The sequence below is a fragment of the Acidicapsa ligni genome (genome assembly GCF_025685655.1).
Taxonomy (GTDB): domain Bacteria; phylum Acidobacteriota; class Terriglobia; order Terriglobales; family Acidobacteriaceae; genus Acidicapsa; species Acidicapsa ligni.
The window spans coordinates 39,107-63,452 of record NZ_JAGSYG010000005.1 but is presented as its reverse complement, the minus strand read 5'-3'; the positions used below and the strand labels follow the sequence as shown (position 1 = coordinate 63,452).

General features: G+C 54.5%; 14 protein-coding genes. 6 read left to right on the top strand and 8 right to left on the bottom strand.

The window, feature by feature from the left end:
• Positions 1-54: 54 nt before the first annotated feature.
• The 3 genes from OHL19_RS17160 to OHL19_RS17150 all read right to left on the bottom strand — a co-directional run bounded on the left by OHL19_RS17160 (position 55) and on the right by OHL19_RS17150 (position 5,181).
• Positions 55-1,209, bottom strand: coding sequence for an AIPR family protein (locus OHL19_RS17160; protein WP_263359004.1), 1,155 nt, complete (start codon positions 1,207-1,209; stop codon positions 55-57).
• A 387-nt stretch (positions 1,210-1,596) separates the two neighbouring features.
• Positions 1,597-2,430, bottom strand: coding sequence for a signal peptidase I (lepB, locus tag OHL19_RS17155; RefSeq protein ID WP_263359003.1), 834 nt, complete (start codon positions 2,428-2,430; stop codon positions 1,597-1,599).
• Positions 2,431-2,613: 183 nt separating this feature from the next.
• Complete coding sequence (locus tag OHL19_RS17150; RefSeq protein ID WP_263359002.1) at positions 2,614-5,181, bottom strand: tetratricopeptide repeat protein; 2,568 nt, start codon at positions 5,179-5,181, stop codon at positions 2,614-2,616.
• Between the two features lie 532 nt (positions 5,182-5,713).
• Between OHL19_RS17150 and OHL19_RS17145 the strand changes: the two genes are divergently transcribed.
• The 4 genes from OHL19_RS17145 to OHL19_RS17130 all read left to right on the top strand — a co-directional run bounded on the left by OHL19_RS17145 (position 5,714) and on the right by OHL19_RS17130 (position 9,190).
• Entirely contained in the window at positions 5,714-6,037 is a 324-nt protein-coding gene (locus OHL19_RS17145; protein ID WP_263359000.1) for an ArsR/SmtB family transcription factor, read from the top strand.
• Positions 6,034-6,465 carry an SRPBCC family protein gene (locus OHL19_RS17140; protein WP_263358998.1) on the top strand — a complete coding sequence of 144 codons (432 nt, stop codon included), beginning with the start codon at positions 6,034-6,036 and terminating at the stop codon, positions 6,463-6,465. The genes OHL19_RS17145 and OHL19_RS17140 overlap by 4 nt, the downstream gene beginning before the upstream one ends.
• A gap of 2 nt (positions 6,466-6,467) precedes the next feature.
• Positions 6,468-6,863: a DoxX family protein gene (locus OHL19_RS17135; protein ID WP_263358997.1), complete on the top strand. Its 396-nt coding sequence runs from the start codon at positions 6,468-6,470 to the stop codon at positions 6,861-6,863.
• 488 nt (positions 6,864-7,351) lie between these two features.
• On the top strand, positions 7,352-9,190 hold the full coding sequence (locus tag OHL19_RS17130) for an ABC-F family ATP-binding cassette domain-containing protein (RefSeq protein ID WP_263358995.1): 1,839 nt from the start codon (positions 7,352-7,354) through the stop codon (positions 9,188-9,190).
• 93 nt (positions 9,191-9,283) lie between these two features.
• Here OHL19_RS17130 and OHL19_RS17125 read toward each other — a convergent pair whose 3' ends face one another.
• From OHL19_RS17125 to OHL19_RS17105, 5 genes are all read right to left on the bottom strand, one after another.
• Positions 9,284-9,475, bottom strand: coding sequence for a Thivi_2564 family membrane protein (locus OHL19_RS17125; RefSeq protein WP_263358994.1), 192 nt, complete (start codon positions 9,473-9,475; stop codon positions 9,284-9,286).
• 142 nt (positions 9,476-9,617) lie between these two features.
• A complete protein-coding gene (locus tag OHL19_RS17120; RefSeq protein WP_263358992.1) occupies positions 9,618-10,790 on the bottom strand; it encodes an MlaD family protein in 1,173 nt (390 codons plus the stop codon).
• Between the two features lie 8 nt (positions 10,791-10,798).
• Positions 10,799-11,614, bottom strand: a complete 816-nt coding sequence (locus OHL19_RS17115; protein ID WP_263358991.1) for an ABC transporter ATP-binding protein — start codon at positions 11,612-11,614, stop codon at positions 10,799-10,801.
• A 63-nt stretch (positions 11,615-11,677) separates the two neighbouring features.
• Complete coding sequence (locus tag OHL19_RS17110; RefSeq protein WP_263358990.1) at positions 11,678-12,466, bottom strand: MlaE family ABC transporter permease; 789 nt, start codon at positions 12,464-12,466, stop codon at positions 11,678-11,680.
• 250 nt (positions 12,467-12,716) lie between these two features.
• A complete protein-coding gene (locus tag OHL19_RS17105; protein WP_263358989.1) occupies positions 12,717-17,129 on the bottom strand; it encodes an NHL repeat-containing protein in 4,413 nt (1,470 codons plus the stop codon).
• Between the two features lie 338 nt (positions 17,130-17,467).
• Here OHL19_RS17105 and OHL19_RS17100 point away from each other — a divergent pair, with 338 nt between their 5' ends.
• Positions 17,468-22,210, top strand: a complete 4,743-nt coding sequence (locus OHL19_RS17100) for a 2-oxoacid:acceptor oxidoreductase family protein (RefSeq protein ID WP_263358988.1) — start codon at positions 17,468-17,470, stop codon at positions 22,208-22,210.
• Between the two features lie 117 nt (positions 22,211-22,327).
• Positions 22,328-24,157 carry a phosphoenolpyruvate carboxykinase (GTP) gene (locus OHL19_RS17095; RefSeq protein WP_263358987.1) on the top strand — a complete coding sequence of 610 codons (1,830 nt, stop codon included), beginning with the start codon at positions 22,328-22,330 and terminating at the stop codon, positions 24,155-24,157.
• Positions 24,158-24,346 lie beyond the last annotated feature (189 nt).

Sequence of the window (24,346 nt, the reverse complement as noted above, 5' to 3'; positions counted from 1 at the left end):
GGGTTGTGCCCCTCCACGCGAACTTTCAGCACGCGTAGAAGGGGCATCCCGGCCTTAGCCGACCAGCTTCTTGTAAACCGAGGTCAACTGAAGCAACGACGAGTAGCAGGCGCTGCTTTTTCCCATCGTCTGAGGGTTGCTGCCAGCCATCTTCGTGTACGCGACTTTTGCCGCCGCAACGAGTTCCTCATCATCAAGGGCCGACGGCTGGTCAATGATCCAGCCGTTCTTGATCTGCTTCACAAAAACCGAAAGCGAAGCGATAACGGGAAAGATGAGGCCGTCGGGGATGTCGATGATCGTGCGGCCTTCCCTCACAAGAGAGCGCAGCCCCGTACCCTGAAATCCCTGATGCGTCTTCCACTTGTAGTAGAGGTCGAGTGCTACAGGCCCAATTCCCAAGAAGAAGTTGTAGAGCCTGCGGTTAGCGCCGTCTGTCTTCTCGTTCTTCTGAGCCTCGAAAATCTTCGAGTAGTCCTTGAGACACGTTGCCTTTTGGCTGTAGGTGTACACCTTGTCCTTGGCCCCAATGTCAGACGCATCAAGCAAATCAGTGGGGGCCAGAGCCATGATGACCTGAATGAGCTTTTCGGTGTCGGTGAATTCGTCAGAACGGTCAGTCTCCGACTTTCGCAACTTCAGAGCAGCATCACTCTTTTGCAAGTGCGCTTCCAACTCATCAAGCACGCCACGACTTCCTGCAATCGAGATGTTTTCCACGGCGTTCTGAAAGTTACGCGCAATCGAAATTTCTGCGATGAGCGCCTCATCCTTGGTCACGATCAATTCGAAAGTAACAAAGATGTCCAGATCAGCGCCGTTTGCTGAGAGGTCACGAAGAACACCCTGTGTCTGTGCTCCGTTGATAAGGCTGGCCTTCGTCAGCTTGAGTGTTTTTGTCTTTTCGTCGATTTCATAGTCCCGCGCAACGATGACAAGACCACCATTCAAAACGCAGAAGTTTTCAGGGTAGTTTTCGACTGTGTCTTCGATCTTGCGGTGAACGTCGCCCTTGCGCTTCTTCTTCTTGCCTACGGCGTCCACGAGGTAGTCACGTACATTCTCGTCGGTGCTGATATTTTGGGATTCGGACGCGCGCATGCGACCGACCATAACCTTGCGGCCGTTCTCGAGATCGTGAGAGCAACTGATGTTACGGATGGAGTCGTAAGACAGGGACAGAACGTCCCCATTGAGGTGGGTTTTCATAACACTTCCTTTGACGGGTCACCTTTGCGACCGCACTCTTTGAGTGGGCCAATGACGCCATTGTTACTAGGAATAACAGAAGCTTTCATTTGGTACAAGAAGAAAACGCGCTCCTCGCCGAAATAATTCGCAGTGCAGAAGAACTATCATGTTCGGCTATCTTTACAAATAGCTCGCATTCTTAGCGGTAGTTAGAATTGAATGGTTTGATAACGAGAAACGCCATTCTGATAACTTGGTCTCAGCTGACGACAAGCCCACATCTGGGGAGTAATCCAGGCAAGAACTGCGGCTGGCGTGTCGGGTAGTGCACAAGTAGTAATTGACGAATAGGCGATCATACGACCGGAGCGCACCGAGATCAAATCGGGATCTTACAATTTCGGTTCAACGAACAACGTGGAAAGTCCGTCTCCAGCGCGTGTCTGGGAAGAAATGCACCAGAACGTGGCCGATCCACGCGAGCTTGTGACCGAATCCTGTTTGTTCAAGTTGTCCATCTTCGGCCTTGAACGACCAATAGTTGAAGAGAGGCCGGCCAATTATGTTGGCGCGTGGCACGAAGCCCCAGTAGCGCGAGTCCAGGCTGTTGTGCCGGTTATCGCCCATCATGAAGTACATGCCGGGTGGAACCACCAGGTCGCCATCCTGGATATAGCTTGAGAAGTTCACGGCCCACGACTCTGCCGCCCCCGATGCTGCTGCCGGGGGTACTGCGGGAAAATCATCGAGGAACTCGTTGAAGTTATCCGTTGTCGTCGGCTCTGCAAATCCCACCGGCTGTGCAACACCATTAACAATCACAATGCCGTTCCGTAGATGAATATGATCTCCCGGTACTCCAATCAACCTCTTCACCAGGGGAGTGTATTGTGGTGTTCCGTCGGCGTCAGTGGCATCAATACCAGGCTGATTGACGGGCTTGTGGAAGACCATAATATCGCCGCGCCTCGGCTCGCGATACCTGATGAGCGGCATCCACGAAGCAGGCGGCATGAGCGTGATCTGGTCGACGACCAGATGATCGCCCACAAGCAGCGTGTTCTTCATCGAGCCTGACGGAATGAGGTAGTTCTGAGCTAAGAAGGTCAGAACGAACAGGCCCACCACCAGAACCGAGCAGATGCTGGCCAGCGCCTCAAAAGGAGTTTCTTCCCGATTGACTTCGGTGGAAGCTGCGGGCTTCGTTGAAACAGGAGATCTCTTCGTAGCTGAACTCATCCAAAGGCTCCTCAGGAAGGCTGGCGAGCCCCAGGGCATTCGCAGCGGTCACTTCAAAAGCGATCATTTCATATATGCTAGACTGTCGTCGGTTTGCGTCTTGACCAGAGTTTATCAAACCCCTATGCGTGAAAGCAAAGCGATGAGGGCTTCGAGGAGCTGCGGATTCAAACTTACCCACTGCTACTTTCTGCGTGGGTTCGCAATTCTGTGACTGGCGGAATTGTGGACAACTGGGGTGGGCTCGCCGTCTGTGAGTTTGGCGTATTCTGCTTTGGCCTCTTTGAGGCGCGGCAAGTCAGGGTCTGCATCTTTCCAGATTTGGAAAAACACCTTGTAGGCGAACCCCGCTTCAGTGAGCTTGTCCTGCTGAACAAGAGCGCGGGCCAGGCCTAACTGAGCCAACGCGTACTGATACGAGAGCGGCTCAATGCCCGGGTGGTCGAGGATCTTGTGAAACTCGGCTTCGGCCAGCGCTGGCTCTTTCGCGGCGAGATAAGCGCGGCCACGCAAGGCAGGCAACGCAAAGTCGCGCAGGTCAAAATCGAGCTGAGCCGACGCTGACGCAGCGTGCAATGCTTCGATAGCCGACTCCGGCTTCTTCTGATTGAGCGCAATCGCGGCTGTAATCTGCGGACCATTATCCTGCTGCCAAAGCGTGCTGGCCGGATGAGCAGCCAGTGCGCGCTTGAGCAGCGTCTCAGCGCGTGTGGTCTCTCCAACATGAGCCCACGCTACGGAGACATCAGCAAGGCTATCCGTAGACGCTTGAGCTTCGGGCATACGCTGCAGCTCTTCATAGGCGCTGTCCGTCAGGCCGACTTCGGCATTGATTCTGGGAATACCGTTTTGCACCCGGTTGGCGAGATCGAGTTGCCCTTGTTTGCGAGAGCCATCAACCAGCTTTCCCAGTACCGTCTGCGCGGATTTGGCTTTGCCCAGGGCAAAATCCATCAGGCCCTGCTGCTGCAACATATAAGGTTCGCCCGCCTTCCCCGCAGCCGGACTTTGCGCCCACGCTATCTGCTCGTCCATAGCTGGTTGATCCAGGCGAAGATAACCGATCTGGAATAGAAACACATGAATCGGCGGCCCATCGAGATGGCGGCGGATAGCTTGCCTGCAAGTCGCCGTGGCCTCTTCAAAACGCCCGAGATGCATCTGTGCGCGAGCCAGAACCACGTAGCTATTGGCGTCCTGAGGATTGATTGCAAGTGCGCGGTGCACAGCCTCAAGCGCAAGGGCTGGCTTGCCAACCTGAATCTCGATATCGGCAAGTTCCGAGAGTGGCACAGGATTGTGCGGATAAGCCGCGATCCAGGATTGGTAGTTGCGGATTGCGGCGAGAAGATCGCCAGTGACAACGTTGTTATACAGCGCAACGATCAGGAATAGGCTCTGCGCATCGACCGTATCGCGCAGCCCATAGGCCCTGGTGATGGCCGCGGCCGCTGGATCGTTTTGGCCGAGATTGCGGTAGGTTGCGCCGAGATTGGCATAGGCCAGTGCAAATTTCGGATCGATCTCGATGGCCTGCTGAAACAGCGGAACCGAATCCGTTTCCTTACCCTCAATGCCCACCCTGATGCCGTAAGAATAGGCTTTGAGCGCAATCAGCGAAGGCGACCGTCCAGCAAAGAGCGGCTTGCTGAAATCCTGAACAGACTTGGTCGGTTCTCCCAGTTGCCTGCGAAGATCAGCAGCGACCTTATCCAATATCGCAACAACGCCGTCCGGAGTATCGGCGATGCCCCTGCTTTGCCCAACTCTGTTTCCATTCGCGCAGTTGAAAGCCTGCACGGTGATCAGATATTTGAGCGCAAAAGTATGGAGGCTTCCCGTCAGGTAGACCTGATCGTTGAGGCGTTGGCAGGCATTGCTGATCTGTTGCCGCAAGAGCCTCTGCCCGGCAGGCAGTTGCATCACAGCCAGCACATCATGAAGCTTTTCGTCCGGAGTGATACTTAGATAAGGCGACTGCTGCACATCGATGGTCAGTGCCGTTTTGAGCGACAGGTCAAAGTCAGGATTGTCCGTAGCGTTTTGGAAGTCGTCGATAACAATGCGCAGCGAGTCGGGACGAGCTCGATTCAGAGAACGCAGTCCCAGCCAGCAACCAGCGATAGTGAGAAGGACGATGCATCCAATCAGCGCATACAGCGGCGGACCGAGGTGCAGCAATGTAGCACTGCGGCCAGATTGGCTGCCAGATTCAGACTCACGAGTATCGGCGACTGATTCCGAAGAGGCCGATTCCGATTTGCCCCGCTCCGATTTATCCTGCCCCGATTTGCCCCGTTCTGCGGCGAACCCGCTGGCCTGAGCAAGCAAACGTTGACCAGAGGCCGCGTTGCTTCGTATTTCTGCACTCAGCTCGTGTCTTGCCTCTGCCGGTATATCCAGCCCTCTGACCGAAGCCGTAAATTCGTAGCCCCGCCCGGGTACAGTCATGATCAGATTGTCATCCGACCCAGCAACGGACAGCGCATCCGGCTCGCCTGTCGCGAGCGCTTTGCGAAGCAGGAAAAGGTGCTGGCCAAAATCGCTCTCTTCAACAGGAACACCCTGCCAGAGTGCAACCATCAGCTCGTCTTCCGTAACCACCCGCTGCGGATTGCGAAGAAAATAGACGAGCAGGTCAAAGCTTCTGGGCTTGAGCGAAATGCTGTGCCCATTGCGCACAAGAGAGCGCTGCACCAGATCAACCTGGAAGTCCATGAACTCAAACCGGTGGTATGTTTTTAATGACATAGGTGCGCTATCGAGCATTGAGAAGCAGCTTAAAAAAATCGATATACAAGATGAGGGCTTTGAGCACGATCTTACGCGATACCAGACATACGCCTCTTTGAATCCTATTTGATCGAGCGAATTAAGATCCGGTCTCGATGAAACGTCTGGGCATATCAAAACACTGTATCAGGGACAAGGCTAGAGCATTTCTTCTATCGGTATATTCTGCGCAGCGGTTGATTGCGTGGCTTTTCATCAGGAAAAGCCACACTTCGCGACTCCCGGCTGGTGCATTGCAATAGGAGAAATGGCCGAATGTACGGTGCCTGCGGTTTCCAGGACGCGGCAAACGTCGAGCCAGAATTTTCAGCGCAAGGGGTCTGGCACGTTCTGGCCCCTTTCTTTTTTCCCCGCCGAAAACTTCCCCATCTTTGTACATGCCCTGCGGCCATGATCAGCCCAGAGTCCAGCTCTCCCAACCTTCCCCTGATTGAAACTTTTCATTCAACTATCGCTTGACAATCAATAACCATATGGTTATGTTTCCGGAGTGCGAGCCAATGCCGACAATCTTTTCAAAGCACTCGCGGACCCCACTCGGCGGGCCATCTTCGAGCGCCTCGCCCGCGATGGCGAACAGACCGTACACGCTCTGACCGTCCATGCCGGCGTTTCGCAGCCGATGGTTTCCAAGCATCTCACGGCACTCAAGCGCGCAAGGTTGGTACATCATCGGCGCGACGGACGCGAGACGCATTACAGCGCCCAGCCTCAGGCTCTGGCCCCTCTGGTCGACTGGATGAATCTCTATGCTGCCTTCTGGCGCGACCGATTTGATCAACTCGAAAACCTGCTCGAAAGGATAGACAAATGACCGATCAAATGACCGATCCCACCACACAAACCCTCGTCATTGAACGCGAAATGCCGCATTCCCCGGAAAAGATCTGGCGCGCCCTCACGCAAAGCTCCCTGATAGAGCAGTGGTTGATGAAGAACGATTTCCAGCCGGAAGTAGGTCACGAGTTCAGCTTCCGCGCCACGCCCGTGCCCAATTGGAACGGAGTCATAGACTGCAAAGTTCTGGTCGTCGAACCGAATTCACGTCTCTCTTATAGCTGGGGTTCTTTCGGTTTGGAGACCGTAGTCACCTGGACGTTGACTCCATCCAAGAACGGCACGCATCTCCGCATGGAACAATCCGGTTTCCGTTCAGAAAAAGATGCCAGCTACAAGGGAGCGACTTACGGATGGCAACGGTTCATCGCCAGCCTTGAGCATGTCGTTGCGGAGGCCAACTAACCATGCAAACAAAAGCCATTGCCTATTGGATTACGACCATACTCGTAGCGTTTTTTATCGGAAGCGGGGGAGTTGTCCAGATGGTGCAATTTCCCGGCAACTCTCATGGCGTGGTGCCGGTTCTCGGCTACCCAATGTACTTCATGGCCATCCTGGGATTTTGGAAAGCGCTTGGAGCCATCGCGATCCTCGTGCCGCGTTTTCCGCGCCTCAAAGAATGGGCGTATGCCGGAATCTTCTTTGACCTGACAGGCGCAGCCGCATCCTGCGCAGCGGTTGGCGGCTACGGCGTTTACGCCTTTCACATCATCGCCCCTCTCATACTGGCCGGTTTTACTGTGGCATCGTGGGCGCTACGGCCACAGAGCCGCATCCTCGGCGCCCTCGCCCGTCAGTGAGAGCGCCAAAGATCGATCGGAATAGCACCAGGTAAAGCACGATTCCGAGAGTTCCACCTACCGTGAACAACCATCCAACCGCCTTGCACCATGCCATCCCGAATCGCTTACCAAAGGGCGGTTCAGCTCCGAAAGTAAAGATCCGCAACGCGCGTTCAGGTGCCATGATCATGTACCAGCCAAATCGTGCGGCAGCAGCGGCAAAGATAAGCATCAGAACGTGAGCAAATGCGGATTGCATAGAACCTATTTTAGATGACTCCCGAAAAGCCAGCCTGTCGAAACGAGGGTGAAAAAAACTTTGTTCAAGGTGCACAAGAGATTGGGCATTCGACGATCTGTCGACGCGCGAATCGAGTGCCTACGGATAGCGTAAATACATTGGAAAGCAGTTGACAGGTAGAATTGAAATAGACACTGGATTTTGTGGCTCTTCAGCTATGAGCCGGAATACTAGTCGGGAATTTCTAGAGAGAGAGCAAAACACTTTGGCAACATTATTGAACGGACAGGGACTGACGAAGTCCTTTGGGGCTACTGCGCTCTTTCGTGAAATTGGATTTGTGGTAGATGAAGGCGATCGCATTGGCCTCATCGGACCGAACGGTTCGGGAAAATCGACGCTGCTCGGCGTGCTGGCGGGAGTGATCGATGCCGACGACGGCGAGGTCGCACGCAAGAAGCTGACCAAGCTGAGTTATGTAGCGCAGGTCTCCGAGTTTCCAGCAGGAGTAACCGCGCGCGATGTCGTGCAGCAGGCGCTGAAGCGCGCAGGCGTTCACGAAAGCGAGTGGGAAGGCCGCACCGCGGAGACGCTGGGACGCGCCGGCTTTGAAGATTTTGACACCGAAGCCGTGACCTATTCCGGCGGATGGAAGAAGCGGCTTTCAATTGCGCAGGCGCTGGCGCAAAAGCCCGACGTACTGCTGCTGGATGAGCCGACCAACCACCTCGATCTGGCAGGCATTGAGTGGCTGGAAGAGTTGCTGGCGGGCGCTGCTTTTGCCTGCGTCGTGGTCAGCCATGATCGCTACTTTCTGGAGAACGTAGCGACGGAAATAGTAGAGCTGAACAAGCAGTATCCCGAGGGATTGCTGCGCGTGCATGGAAATTACAGCGAATTCCTTGAGCAGAAAGAATTGTTTCTGGAGTCGCAGGCCAAGCGGCAGGAGTCGCTGGAGAATCGTGTCAAGCGAGAGATGGAGTGGCTGCGCCGAGGCCCCAAAGCGCGTACGACAAAGAGCAAGGCGCGCATCGGCAGTGCAAATGAGTTGATTGGCGAGCTGAAAGAGATGAAAGGCCGTGGGCAGGTTTCGAGCGCCGGCATTGATTTCTCAGCAACCGAACGCCAGACGAAGCGGTTAGCCGAACTGAAGGATGTACGCTACAGCATTGGCGAAAAGACTCTGCTGAATAAGCTGAACTTCAACATCAGCGCCGGTATGCGCGTCGGTCTCGTTGGTCCCAACGGAAGCGGCAAAACAACTCTGCTGCGCTTGCTGCTCGGGCAGGCCAAGCCTGACTCGGGTGAGATCAAGCTGGCGAATATGCTGCGCATTGTCTACTTCGATCAGAGCCGCGTACTCAATGAAAAAGTCACACTGCGACGCGCACTGGCGCCCGAGAGCGATTCGGTCGTCTATCAGGATCGCGTGATCCATGTTGCTTCGTGGGCGTCGCGCTTTCTGTTTACGGGCGAGCAGTTGAATCAACCCGTAGAGCGGTTAAGTGGTGGAGAGCGTGCTCGTGTCTTGATCGCAAATCTGATGCTGCAGCCTGCGGATTTGCTGCTGCTGGACGAGCCCACGAACGATCTCGATATTCCTACGCTTGAGATTCTTGAAGAGAGTCTGCTGGAGTACACCGGCGCATTAGTGCTCGTCACCCATGATCGCTATATGCTGGACCGCATTTCTACTGTAGTGCTCGGACTCGACGGCATGGGCGACGCAGAGCGGTTTGCAGATTACTCGCAATGGGATCAATGGCAGTACAAGCAGAAGCAGATCGCGGCAAAGGGAACAGGAAATTCTTCTCGAGCCGCCGCTGCATTGCAGCCGGTGAACGCGGAGCAAAGTGCGGGAGAGCCTGGAAAGAAGAAACTCTCTTACATGGATGCGCGGGATTACGCGACGATCGAGGCACGCATCGCAGATGGCGAAGAGTTGGTTGCCACCAGGCGCGCAGTCCTCGAACAGCCGGATGTGGTAGTTGATCCCGTTCGACTGCAAGCGGCGATTGGAGAGATGGAAGCCGCGCAGACAGCTCTCGATACTCTCTATACGCGATGGGCCGAGTTGGAAGCAAAGCAATACGAACAGCCCTGAAGACGCGTGCTGCAAGCAGCTTCGCGTATTTCAGGGCTGTCCATGATCACTTCGTAATTCTTGATCCCTCTATCTATCCATTCCCTTCGGCGGTCAATGCCCGACGCGAATGGTAGATAGCTGCGAAATCAATCCAAAAATCTGCAAAAGCCAAAGCACAACAACGATCACAACCACGGCATTCAATATGCCCTTGATCGTCGATTGCATTGGGATAAAGCGGTTGACAAGCCAAAGTAAAACACCGACTACGATCAGTACCAGCAACACATGAATCAACGGCATAATTTTCCCTTTCAAGTGAAACGAAGACTGACCGGGGTCCAGAATAGTTCTGGTCAGATAGCGCCGGTCAGTAGTTGAAATTGATATTCCATACAATGAGAAGCAGGTTGCGGCAAAAAGGCAGCTTCGCGGTTGATTGTTCTTACTTCTGCTCGGTCTTCGGCGGAGCATCCGTTGGCGTAGGTGCTGGTGATTTCGATGGCGACTTGAGAGCAGGCATCGCAGTGCCTGGCGGATAAATGAGAATCTTGATTTCACCCCAATCGTCCTTGGAGTTTGTGCCACCCTGCTTGCCGACGGAGATCGTTTTGAGCTTCGTATCATCAAAGCCGTAATGCTGCACAAGATAGTCGCGAATGACCATAGACCGTGCCTGTGTAAGCTTGACCAGGTCGTCCGAGTTGCCTATCGTGCCGGCCGATACCTGGATGACAGCGGCACCGAAGTCTTCGTTGGCGAGAGCCTCGCCTGCTTCCTTCAATGACTTTTCGTTCTTGAGTTTAGCTGAGTCCGGCTTATCGAATAAGTGCTTCGCAGAGAAGGTGAAGTCTTTGCTCGTCGCCACGCTCGGCAGGCTCACGATTTCATCTCGCCCGAGATCGCTTGAATCCTCATAACCACGGTTTTTGAAGTAGCCGCGCAACAGGAAGTTATGCTTGAGCGCTTCCATGTTGTCCTGAAAATCGGTGATGCCTGTCTGTGCTGCGGCAACTGTGCTCTTCGCTTCTGCGCTTGTTGCTTCGAGATTGTTATAGAGTGCGCGATCGTTGACGAGAGCGCCCGCAGTTCCCTGCCCGTGATCGACTTTGGCGCTGACGGATTTAAGATTTTCAGTCACGGATGCAATGTTGTTCATCGCCGTTTGGCCCGTCGCCAGAAGACTGTTTGCCTTGTCCAGAATCGCCGCCATTTCCAACGGAGGAACGCTGTTGATGATCTGCCCGTCCTTCACGTCTGCCTGTCCAGGCGAGCCAAAGGAGAGTGATACAAACTGATTTCCCAACAGGCCTTCGGTTTGAATGGAAGCGATTGAATCCTGTTTTACGATGGTATGAGTAGCCTTGTTCAGCTCCATTGTTACCGTGACTTTATCCGCCGGATTCGTAGGCAGATCGATAGAGCGGATCGTGCCGCTATGCACACCGCCGATAAGCACATCCGCACCGGATTGCAGGCCCGCCACGTTCGCGAATTTTGCTCGCAACGTATAGGTCGGTGTGAACAGATATTTTTTGCTTCCAATGATAAAGATGCCCAGGACAAGGACAGCAAGTGTTCCAAGTATGAAGGCTCCTAGCCGCGCGGTTCTTGACATAGTTTCTCCTACGAGTCCCGATGCAGAAATTTCGATACGAATGGTTCGTCGCTCTTTTGCAGATCCTCAAAACTTCCTTCAATGACGATCTTTCCTTTATCCAGCAACGCAATGCGCGTCGAGATACTGCGAGCACTGATCAGGTCATGCGTAACCACGATTGAAGCCATCTGGTGCTCCTGTTGCAACTTCACAATCAACTCATCGATCTCGCCGGAGCCAATTGGATCGAGGCCGGCAGTGGGCTCATCTAGCATCAGAATGACTGGGTCAAGCGCCAGTGCTCTTGCCAGGCCAACTCGCTTCTGCATGCCACCTGAAATGTTAGATGGCATCTTGTTGAGATGCCCCTCCAGGCCTACTTCTTTAAGCAGCATTTCAACCCTGTCATGCACCTCTGCCTTGGCGATATCCGGGCGGTGATGGATGAGAGGAAATGCCACATTTTCTTCAACAGTTAGAGAGTCGTACAACGCCGCATGTTGAAAGAGAAAACCCATCTGTACGCGGACTGCGCGTAGCTGATCCGGTGTCGCTTCGGCCATGTTCTGGCCGAGGATTGTAGCCGCCCCTTGATCCGGTTTTTGCAGACCTACGATGATGCGCAACAGAACGCTCTTGCCCGTGCCGCTGCGCCCCAGCACCGCCATCGTCTCTCCTCTGCGAATAGTGAATGAGACCCCATCGAGCACCTTCTGTTCACCAAAAGATTTATGAACGTCGTCGATAACAATCGCGTCGACGAACCCCTCTGCGTCTTTATGTCTGGCCTGAGTTAGCACCGCGGGAGTTAAAGCCGCCGGGTTATCCGAATTCACTTGCATATTTCTCCCGCTATTTCTGGTGCCATTTCTGACTCGTTGTTTCTGACACGTAAGATCGAACACCTACGGAAAGATAAGGATGATCAGCTTGACGAGAACCACGTCAGCCAGAATCACGAATAACGAAGACAGCACTACGGACGTTGTGGCAGAGGTTCCAACACCCTCAGCTCCCCCCCTCGCCCGCATCCCCTGGTAGCACGCGATGAGGCCAATGATCAGGCCAAAGACACAGGTCTTGAATGTCGGCGGAAGAAAGTCTTTGAAGCTCGCGTTGTTGAATCCGGTATTGATAAATCGCATCAGCGAAATGGGCTCGATCAGCGTATTCGTCACCCATCCCATCAGCACTCCGCAGAACGATGCGGCAAGTGTCAGCAGTGGAAGCGCGAGGATACAAGCAGCAATGCGTGTAACAGCGAGCAGCTTGTATGGATCGACTGCCGATGCCTCAATCGCGTCGATCTGCTCAGTTACTTTCATCGCAGCCAACTCAGCGCCGATGCCTGCACCAACACGGCCACTGACCACGAGGCCCGTGATGATGGGACTCATCTCTGTGACTACAGCAAACACGATTGTTGTAGGCAGCAGTGACTTGGCGCCGAAACGCACCAGGCTATATCGGGTCTCAAGCGCGAGAACAACTCCAATCGCCGAGCCCGCAAGGGCTACGAGTGGAAGTGATCTCGCGCCGATTTCATCTAACTGACGAACAAACTCAGACCACTCAAACGGCAGCGTAAAAGCTGCCTTGAGAACCTGTGCAGTGAATATCCCTAACTCACCGAACCACTCCAACACCGCAGAGATTGGGTTGGTGCGCATCTGGATTGAGGGGGATGTAGCCATCGCATTTGTCCGCTTTTGAATTCACTTGAGAGCAACTGGAATTGTGGCGCGTCCTCTTGCGTGGTGCGTGAGGGGCGGTCGTTTGTAAGCTATCTGACTGTAATAAACGCATAAACCCCTGTCTGACCAATACGGCTCACTGCTTAGTGAGTTTCATTCGCGATGCAATCAAAGGTAATGCCTTTTGCAATTAAACAAGCAGGGTCGCTGTTTCTCATACGCATTGAAGGCTCGACAAGCGTGTTCAAAGTTAATTAGCAGACTGAAACTGCCATTCGCCCCAGAGATTAGGCACAAGCTCTGCTTCGCTCGGCACATCGGATGTTATGCCTGTAGCCTTGTTATTCCAGTAGACACGCTGTGTCGTCTGCGTTCCATTACCGCGCAGAATTCCCACATCAGCCTTGATCTTTTCACCTGCGACAGGCTTGAGTCCGATGGTCTTAAGGGGGATGGAGAAGGTGTAATTGCCAGCACTGGAAGATAGCTCCACGAGACCACTTACATCCTCTACCTGGTCGAGCGTGATCGTTCGCGATGGAGATGAGAACGGCACTGGATCTTTTGTCCCCGATACGACAGCGCGATACAGCATTGCCTTGGTCTGTCCTGCAACTTGATAAACCAGCAGGCGAATATCACCCGCAACAGGCGACTGGCGTTGTGGATTTGCATTGGGGTTGGCTCCGATCATGAGATCAAGCGCGCCACCAGTCTTGAATGGAGCATTGGCTACACCACCCGCGTTTTGCAGCAGTTTGGGATCGCCGGAGTGAAAGGACGCGAACAGACGATCGCCTGCAATCGTGATAGCGGCCTCGACAAGATCCGGTTTTTGGCTCCAGCCTACCTGGGTAATGCGGCGATCTATGGTTGCCCACTTCGCATCTTTCATCTTGCTCGCGACTGCATCCAGCGTGGGTGTTGAACCTGTGCGAACAGTTACCTGCAGGGAGTTCTCTCCGGAGGCCTGCTGCCGCGCCAGTTCATGCTGCGTCATGTATCTCTGGGCATCGAGTAACTGTCCGGATGTTAGATCGAGAGAGAACGTAGGCAGATGACGCATCGTGTTCAGCCCATCGACACGCACAATGCTGGTTCGCCCACCGTCGATTACATATACGTTGCCATCGGGAGTCTGTGTCAGTGTTGGAAAAAAGTTCTCATCATGCAGCGTTAGATCGTTCAAAAGCATATTGCGCTGGGGCGCGGGCATGGCCCATGACTTACCCGATCTCGAATCCTGAAAGAGTTGTGTAATAAAGAAACCATCTGCAGTAAAGAGATACATATCTCCAGCGTTGCTGTTGATTCCCCACACCGGGCCTACGTCCGGTGTAGATGGATGAATGAAGTCTCCAAGCAGGCGCGTCGTTCCAATGAGTTCGCCTGGGCGATCAGGCACAGGAGCGCTGTGAGAAGGATGCAAGCCGGGCCACAGGCTGGGATAACTCCAGCGATGGTTATGGCTATCGACACCACCTACACTCTCGCCTGCAAAAGGCAGCGGTGCCGTGGTGAGGACAGTCTGTTGCGGAGCATAGAGAGCCTGTCCACCTCCATCTCCCTTCGGTTTTTGCACGCCGTCTACGATGACCTCGCCTTTACGAACGTCGTAAGCCGGAACGCCATCCGCAGTAAATGTGGCAGGCTGATAACGCATCGCCTTGCCGTCGACGAAGGCGTCTATCACCGAGAGATCGGGCATAACTGTGATGGAGCGCGTGTCGGCCTTGACGAAGATAACCTCTTCAGGATCGACCTTGCCGTTGCCGTTCGCATCGGACCAGGAGAACTGCACTGCATCTTGAGGAGAGCTGCTCGCAGGGTTAACGCCCTGCGGCCAGCGCGGCTTGAATGCATCTGTCTGCAGAACGGGCCAGTCATTTGCTTTGCCCAACGCTGCTACCGGATGGAGCGTTCCATTCTCATCAAGAAAAATCATGCCGACGCTGGCGCCAAAGATCGGATAGCCAAGATAGCAGTTGGTGAAATAGCGATGATGGCCGTGATAGATAACTGTAGTGGGCGCGCCAAATTTAGGTAGAACAAGATCGTCGCTACCGGGCCGATAGAGAATGGAATCGATTGCATAGTTACCCGCCTTCCAGTCCAGCTTGAACTGCATAGCATGGTAGTAGAAGAGCGTCTTATCGGTAGGATCAATGGACCCGCCGCCGCCATACTCAGACGGCCCATAGAAGGCTTTCAGAAATCTTCCATCAAGAGTCCAAAGGCTGACGCGCTTCGGCTGAAAGTCTTCTTCAGTGACCCATAGATGGTTGTTGCTATCGACGGCCATGCCTTTGGGATTATTCATGTGCTCTGCATCATAGGGACCAGCCTGCGATGGCCCGGCACGACCAATGGAGCGCAGCAGCTTGCCTGATTCAGAGAAGACTTTGACCTGGCTCGAATTGCCGCGATCGCTGATGTACACGTTGCCGGATGCATCGAGCGTTAATCCCGCCGGGTCTTCGAGTCCACTGCGAAGAATGCTCTCTGGCTTGGGCAATTGCTCCGGATGAAAGTTCGTCGTTGCATTCGGAATTACATAGCGCAGAAGCGTTTTGCCAGAGAGGACAAGCAGTCGGCCCTGTGCATCAAAGATCAGACCGCGTGGACTTTCGACTTGAATTGCTCCAAGAGACTTGCCCGAGGCAGCATCGATGAAAAGCAGTTGATTCATGCGATTCAGGCTTACAACGAGTAACTTATTCTGAACTGCGAGTCCATCCATCTGAAGCATCCAATTGATCTTTCCCGTTGTATCGCGATCGACTTTATCTCCAGGATCAAAATTGTAAACAAGGACCGACTTATCGCCATGATTAGTAAGAGCCGTAATTCGAACTATGCCCTTGCTGTAATTCGTACTCTTACTCGCTTCATCACGCCAGGATGCACCCACATAGGCATAGGTGTTTGCATCCGCCTGCGCACCCTTATCCTGGGCGATAAATGGAGCAGCCGTCCATGAGCCGCCAACCCAGCCGCGGCCTCCTTGCTTGTTGCCATCGAGATCGACCCACGCCAGGCCGGACCCGCCTTCACTTACATAACTACCTAGATAGACGAGTGGCTTACCGCCAGGTGCTTTATCCGCAGGCAGAAAGAGTGCACTGGATGGCGGAGTGTGATTAGTGAGCCATCCGCCTTTGCCGTCTGCCGTATCCCACGCGGGATGCCCCGCGTTATAGATGGAGAATTCGTAGTGAAGATCGATAGCTTTATGAAACAAGCCGCGCACCTCATAGTGGCCCGGTGCGACAAAGTGCGTAGGGATAAGATAGACACCGTGCGCGGCAGCATCGGGATTGCGTTGCAGATCGTCCGTACCATCCCACCACACAGTGTTTGCGCCTGCTTCAAACCACGTGTCGGAAACCAGGTTGCGAACGCGATTGCCTTGCGCATCGTCAATCACAAGGCTTACATAGCCCGGCGCATCGAGAGTAAATCTTACGGGGATGGGTGGATGCGGACCGGCAGCAGCCAGCGCAGGCAACGCAGTTATGTGAAGCTCGCCTGATCCGAGTAGGCTGAGAGCCATGAGTTCACCAAGCCATACGCGTGTGCCATTCTTCGTTTGACCGGCAAGATGCTGATGATGCGACTCGTCTGTGACTTCAGTCATGCGCAGACGGATGGCACGTGTCTGCACCGTCTTGCCGAAGTCCATCCAATCAACGCCCAAGGCGCGTGGATATTGGCTGCGCAGCGCATATTGCTGGCCCACGGAATGCCAGTCGGACTCAGGCGCATTTTGCGGTGCAATGGTGTCCGGGCCTTGAAACGTCTGCACGTCGGCGGCATTGAAGCCAGCCCAGAGAGCTGCCAATCCCTGAAGCGCAATGGGCTTGGGCCACGTAAGCACAATCCATTCGGGATCGGAAGCAGTGACCGCGTGATGAAAGTCAGGGCCGTTATCCCAGAGATGCCAGCCATTGTATTGTTCATCGATCAGCAACGAGGCCTTGCTGTTGTTAGAACTGGTCGCGACTACTGCCTGTGGTGCCAGGTTAGCTAACCGGGTTGATAGCAGATACACGCCGCCGAGTGTGCCTGGATAACTCGGATCAGTAAGCGCCGCAACGTGAGTAAAGCGAATGGCGCGTGTACTCGTATTGCTGGGCAAAATCCAGAGCGCGAAGGTACCCGTCCCGACATCGGATGTGGATAGCTCATGGTTGACGATATGCTGGGCGGGAATCCATTGGCTGTCATCGGCAAGGTTGCCGGGATACTTTGCGCCGGGCCGCAGAACGCTGATAACATCGCCGCCGCTAACCAGGATAGATCCAATCGAAATCGGGCTGGCGAAACCGAGGCGCAGGTGACGTGGGCCGGGCTGATTGGATACTCCAAACTTCAGAACAGGCCCCCACGGACCGACCGTCTGCGTCCAAAGAAGCTGTCGTAACAATGTAGGATTGGCCAGCGGATGTTCCGAGCCGTCAAACCACTCCCCCGCAGCGGCAGGATCAAAGTTGTTGAGAGCTAATGGAGTTGCAAAGGGACCACTCAGAGGCTGAAGAGGAGCAGGACCTGCAGTTGGGGCCGGAGCGGCAGAAAAAGATGGACGCGACCAGAGTAGCAATCCCAGAAAAAACGGAGCCAGAAGTAAAGCAAAAGTAGGATGCACGTGAACTCTGAATTTCATATTCCTCTTTTATCGAGCTTTTTCTGGTTAGATGTTTTCTGGTTGGATGCAAAAATCGCTGGATGCAGAAATCGCTCTTTTGTAAAGATGCTCCAACTTCCCCTGTAAGTCCAATTGATTGGACGGTTTCGGCGAATAGCGGGATGTCTCTCCATGCGGATTTTACGTCTATCCCAGCAGGTAACACGGTTATTTGCGGCACCTAGTCCGCTGGAATTACAATCCCATGCACGGTGTGCCTTATAGATTCCTTAGATCCCATCTGGATTTAGGCGCCGCGACCGTAACTGGGTTCAGTCAAAATCAGGGAACCATACGCTTGCTTCAGGGAGAGAACCATGACAATCGATGCACGCAAAGGGGCACGTTACCCCGGCATTCGCATTACCGCCAACGGCAACCAGTTGATTGCGTATCACACGGAAACACGCATTGCCGATGCGGGTGTGTTCTATCCCATTACCCCGTCGACTGAGGGTGGAGAGCTGTTCCAGCAGGCGTATGCGGAAGGCAATCTGAATGTCTTCGGGCATAACACGATTGCGATCGAGACCGAGGGAGAACATGCTGCCCAGGGTGGTGCGATTGCTCACTCAGTTTGCGGCAAGCGCGTCGTGAATTTCACCTCGGGGCAAGGCATTGTGTATGGCGTGGAACAGTATTACCACGCACCGGGTAAATGTTCGACGATGGTGCTCGAAGTGGGCGCGCGTGCGCTCACCAAGCATGCTCTGAATGTGCATTGCGGTCACGACGATATCTACGGTGCACTCGATACCGGTTGGATCATGATCTTCGGTAAGGACGCGCAGCAGGCTGCGGACCAGGCGCTTGTCTTGCGCCGCGTAACCGAATTGAGCTTGACGCCGGGCATGAATATTCAGGATGGCTTTCTGACTTCGCATCTGGAGCGAACGTTCTACAAGCATGAGTCCGAGTTGATTCGCGAGTATCTGGGCGCGCCTGAAGATCTGATTGATACTCCTACAGAAGCGCAGCGGACTCTGTTCGGACCGAAACGTCGGCGCGTACCGGCGATGATCGATCTTGCAAACCCATTGCTGCTCGGCCCGGTGCAAAATCAGGAGCACTACATGCAGGGAATCGTGGCGCGGCGAAATAACTTCGTCGAGCCCATTCTCGAAATGCTGGAAGCGGCTTACAAAGATTTCGGCGAGTTGACAGGCCGCGTGTATGGACTGCTCTCCGAACACAAATGCGAAGACGCGGAGACCGTGTTTGTTTCGCTTGGTTCAGCGGCTGAGAACATCGAAGCCGCAGTCGATTATTTGCGCGAAACGCGTGGTGCTTCGGTTGGTTCGATCCATGTGAATGTAATTCGTCCTTTCCCTGAGGCGGCGATTGTAAAGGCGCTGAAGGGCAAGAAGAACGTGATCATCCTGGAGCGTACAGACGAAGCGATGAGCGGCGACAATCCGCTGGGACGCGATATCCGCACTGCTCTGAACAAGGCTGTGCAGGGCGCGATTCTGTATGCTGGCCGTCCTGAGGAAGAAGCGCTCCCTGCGATGACCGCTGCAGAGATGCCGCGGATTTTCTCCGGCACATACGGACTTGGTTCGCGTGACTTCAGGCCGGAACACATTATCGCTGCCTATGAATACGCGGCTGCGGGACGCGCACGCAAGGATGGAAAGACCGCTGCCGATGGTGCTTCCTTTATCGTGCTGGGCATCGATCATCCTTACAGTGTGAATTCGACCGAGACACCTTCCCTGCTGCCGGAAGGTGCGGTTGCAGTGCGCTTCCATTCCATTGGCGGATGGGGCGCGATTACGACCGGCAAAAATCTCGGCGCAATCATTGGCGATTTGAACGATCTGTTGTTCGATCGCGATGGCATTGTGGATGACCTTGGCAATCCAAAGGAGATCATTCACGTCAGCGCGAATCCAAAATATGGTTCGGAGAAAAAGGGTGCGCCGACCAGCTACTTCATGGTAGCGGCAAAAGATCGCATTCGCGTGAACTGCGATTTGCGGCATGTCAATGTAGTGCTGTGCTGCGATCCGAAGGCGTTCACGCATACCAATCCGCTGGATGGCATGGCCGAGGGCGGCAGCCTCGTATGGGAATCGGAAGAGACCGGCGAGCAGGCATGGGAACGGTTGCCGCAGTGGGCGCGCAAGCAGATTGTAGACATGAAGATTCGTGTCTTCACGCTGCCAGGATTCAAGATTGCGCGTGAGGCTACCGACCGTGCCGATCTGCAACTGCGCATGCAGGGCAATGCGTTCCTCGGCGCGTTCTTTGCAGTGTCTCCGCTGCTTGAAGAGTTTGGAATTGATCAGGACAAGTATCGCGAGGTTGTCTACAAGCAGTATGTAAAGAAGTTTGGCAAACTGGGCGATGCAGTTGTGCAGTCAAACATGGAAGTCATGACCAAGGGCTTCGAGCTGGTAGCGGAGATCGCTATCGGTGAGTTGTCTGCTCCTGATCGCTCCAGCCTGCGCGGTGCTGCATTACTGCCCGTGCTGATCGAGGCCGAGACTGGTGGAAGCTGCGGAAGTGGTTGCCGTTCTCATGCGTTGCCTGCAGGGCAAAAGGATCGGGCGCCGATCAATCTGCTTACGACTTTCGATTCCGAGTTCCGTTCGAACTATGGCTATGATCAGCCAGCCACACCGCTCTCCGCGTTGGGCATGATCGCTGCGGCCACCGGTGACACAGCCTCGAAGTATGTAGCGCGCCGCGAGACTCCGCTCTACATCCCGGAGAACTGCACACAGTGCATGGAGTGCATCGCCGCCTGCCCGGATACCGCACTGCCCAATACTTCGCAGGAGTTGGAGACCGTGCTGCGTACTGCTGTGATGCGTTATGTGACGGACTTCGGCGATCGTGCGAAGCTGCTTTCGCTGGTGCCGCAGATTGAATCGATGGCGCGTGTATCGATGAATGAAGCGGTAGCCAAGAAGCTGACGATTCCGATGCCTGAGATCCTGCTGAATGTAACGGAGACTATCAGCACAGAGAATGGTGGAATCAGCGAGCAGGCGAAGAGCCAGTTCGCGAAGATCATCTCTCAAGTGCCGTTGGCTTACACCAAGGTGAACGCGATCTTCTCTTCGCCGGAGCGCAAGAAGGCTGGCTCGGGCGGCGTGTTCTCAATCTTCGTATCCGATCTTTGCAAAGGCTGCGGCGCCTGCGTCACGGCCTGCGGCGATCATGATGCATTGCGCATGGTGGCGGAGACAGAAACAGTCAATGCCGAGCATGAGACTGGCACTGCGTTCCTCGACCTGTTGCCGGATACTTCGCAAAAGTTCCTTGGCCTGTTCAATGCTGCTTCGCCTGCGGATTCAAAGACAGCTACACTGCGCAACCTGCTGATGGTTCGCAGCAACTACGATGCGCTGGTCTCCGGAGATGGAGCCTGCGCTGGTTGCGGCGAAAAGAGTGTGCTGCGTGCGATAGCCGCGGTAACCGAAGCCTACATGCGGCCGGTATATCACACCAAGAGCGATCGTCTTGTGGGCAAGGCCGGTGAGTTGGAGAAGACTGGTCCAGCAAAGCTGGCTGCATTGGCAGAAAAGAACCCCGAAGAGTATGCGTTGTTGAAGCAGTTGATGGCACATCTGATTCTCGGTTTGGGCGGCGAGAATACTGAGGATACGAAATCGCGCATTGCTGCTCATGAAGCGGCCAATGGCGCAATTACGGATCTGCAGATCATCGACGCTCTGGCTGCGATTCTGCTTACCGAGGCCTTCAATCACAAGAGCCTGCAGCCCATCGATGGACGCTTGGCGAATGGCATGAGCGTCATGGCAATGGCTGCGCATACGGGTTGCAATACCGTGTACGGATCGACTGCGCCAAACAATCCGCACCCCTATCCGTGGATGAACTCGCTCTTCCAGGATGGTGTGACCGTGGGCTGGCTGATGGGCGAGAGCTTCATCGTGGATCATGCGCGCCGGTCTGTCATTCCCGAGCGGCTTACGGATGCGATTCTGACACGCGATGAGAATGTAATTTCGCCGCGTGAATACTATGAGTTCACGCACTTCACAGATGCGACGATGACCGATCTGGAGATCGTTGAACTGCCCAAGGTCTGGGTGGTCGGCGGCGATGGCGGCATCGGCGATATCGGCTACCAGAACACCAGCAAAGTCATCCTGCAGAACCGGCCTAACGTCAAGGTACTGATGCTGGATACGCAGGTTTACTCCAATACTGGCGGGCAAAACTCAGACTCGACTCCGATGCTGGGCGGCAACGATATGAACGTCTTTGGTTCGGCGACTCAGGGCAAGAACGTCGAGAAGAAAACGGTTGCCGAAACCTTCCTCGCGGGACATGGATCGCCCTTCGTAGCTCAGATCTCGATGGCCAATGCACCGAAGATGTATCGCGCGATTCTCGACGGACTTGAGTATCGCGGAACGGCGTTTATCCAGTCGTTTACGACTTGCCAGCCAGAGCATGGTGTGGCGGATGACATGGCGTTGATGCAGGCACAGCGCGTAAGGGATTCGCGTGGCGTACCGGAGTTCATCTTCAATCCGCGACTTGGTGAAACGTACCAGGAAGCGATTGACGTGAAGGGCAATCCGATGCCGGATATGGATTGGTATTCGACGAAGGATAAGGAGACAGGCGAAGTGAGCCGCTACACGGTTGCTCACTGGTGCGTAACCGAAGCACGCTTCCGCAATCACTTGAAAAAGGTGAAGAAAGAAGCCAGCGAGAAGATGATTTCGCTGGACAACATGCTGGTGCGGATTACGCAGCAGGATGCAGTTTACCGGCGTTATCTCGACCCAGCGCATCGTTCCTTCATCCCCGACTTTGGCGTGTACATTACGCTACCCGGTTCAAAGGGACTGGAGTATCGAGCGATCTCGCGGCAGCTTGTGTTGTTCTGCGTGGAGCGTCGCAAGGCGTGGCGTATGCTGCAGTCGAAGGCTGGCATTACGAACAAGGAGTACGTGGCGCAGAAGGCGATTCTGGCCGATGTGGATGCAGGCAAGCTCCCAGTAGCCGACCTGCTTGCACGCGGAGATGAACTGTTGCAGGAGCGGCTTGGCAATCTAGTTCCCGCGAAGGTGTAAGGCTCGCGTTCACAACAACTTTAACCATGAGGGCTACCATCGATACGATGGTGGCCCTTTTGCTTGCATAGGCGCGACTGATAGTGTTTTGAGGCAGTCTCAAAGGATATTTCCATTATGACTAGTTCTGCTACTGACATCCTTGCTACACCCCCTACGACAAACAAGCACCTTATCCGCTGGGTTGAAAAGATGGCTGATCTTTGCCAGCCTGACAACGTTCATTGGATCGACGGCAGCCAGGAAGAATATGAGCAGCTCTGCGATCAGTTGGTAAAAGCTGGCACGTTTTTTCCGCTGAATGAAGAGCTTTGGCCCGGATGTTTTTATGCTCGCTCCGCGCCGAATGACGTCGCGCGCGTAGAGGACCGGACATTTATCTGTTCTCTGTCGAAGGACAATGCCGGGCCTACGAATAACTGGGAAGATCCGTTCGTGATGCGGCGAAAGTTGAAGCAGCTCTTTCGCGGATCGATGCGGGGGCGGACGATGTATGTGCTGCCTTTTTCGATGGGACCGGTGGGCTCGCCTATGTCGCAGATCGGTGTGCAGCTCACGGATTCCGCATACGCGGTGGTGAATATGCGCATCATGGCGCGCGTGGGGGCGCCAGTGTTTGCTGAGATCGATAAGGACATCAAGCGCGTCGTGCCTTGCCTGCATTCCGTGGGTGCGCCGTTGCTGCCGGGGCAAAAGGATGTTTCGTGGCCTTGCAACGACGAGAAGTACATCGTGCATTTCCCTGAGACGCGTGAGATTTGGAGTTATGGTTCGGGCTATGGTGGCAATGCGCTGCTGGGCAAGAAGTGCTTTGCGTTGAGGATTGCTTCGAACATTGCCCGCGATGAAGGTTGGATGGCGGAGCACATGCTCATTCTTGGTGTCGAGAGTCCGACGCATGAGAAGACTTATGTTGCAGCGGCTTTTCCTTCCGCTTGTGGAAAGACCAACTTTGCGATGCTGATTCCGCCCGAGGGCTTCAACGGGTGGAAGGTCTGGACGGTGGGCGATGACATCGCGTGGATCAAGCCGGATGCCGCCGGCAAGCTGAGGGCGATCAATCCTGAGGCTGGATTCTTTGGGGTTGCGCCGGGGACGAGTGCGAAGACCAATCCGAATGCGATGACCACACTGGCGCGAAATACTATTTTTACGAATGTCGCGCTCACTCCCGAGGGCGGAGTGTGGTGGGAAGGCATGACGGAGAAGCCTCCGAAGGAGTGCCTGGATTGGCGCGGTGAGAAGTGGACTCCGGCGATTGGCAAGTCTACGGGCAAGCCAGCGGCGCATCCGAATGGTCGGTTTACTGCTCCGGCCAGCCAGTGTCCGAGCATCGATTCCGAGTGGGAGAATCCGGAGGGTGTTCCGATCTCCGCGATTATCTTTGGCGGACGTCGGGCTACCACGATGCCTCTGGTTTATCAGGCTTTCAACTGGTCAGCCGGTGTTTACATGGGCGCGACGATGGGCTCGGAGACGACCGCGGCGGCTGGCGGCGCAGTGGGCAAAGTGCGGCGCGATCCGATGGCGATGCTTCCCTTCTGCGGCTATCACATGGCCGATTATTTTCGGCATTGGTTGAAGATGCAGCGGAACCTTTCTTCTACCCCGCGGATCTTTCATGTGAACTGGTTTCGCAAGGATGCGGATGGGAAGTTTTTGTGGCCCGGATATTCGGAGAATATGCGAGTGCTGAAGTGGATTGTGGATCGTGTTCGCGGACGGGCGTTGAGCAAGGAGACGCCGATTGGATGGACTCCGTTTTACGACGATATTCATTGGGACGGATTGGATTTTTCGCGGACTACATTCGATGCGTTACAGACTGTGGACCGGGATCAGTGGAAGCAGGAAGTAATGGGGCATGAAGAGCTGTTTCTAGCCCTGCATGATCATCTGCCGCCGGAGATGATTTATGAGCGCGAACTTTTAATTTGCCGGTTGTAGCGCGACCCCGATTGCAGAGAATTACCCAAGGTGCATGCACAATGAAGTCAGCGCATCGAATGGAAAGCGGCATCGCAACAAGCCTTGGAGCAGCAAATCAGGGGGGCAGAAAAACATCTACATAGCCCCCCACCCCCCATGAAAACTGAAAAGTTACTGAAAAATTATTGGAATTAGAATCCGCAAATT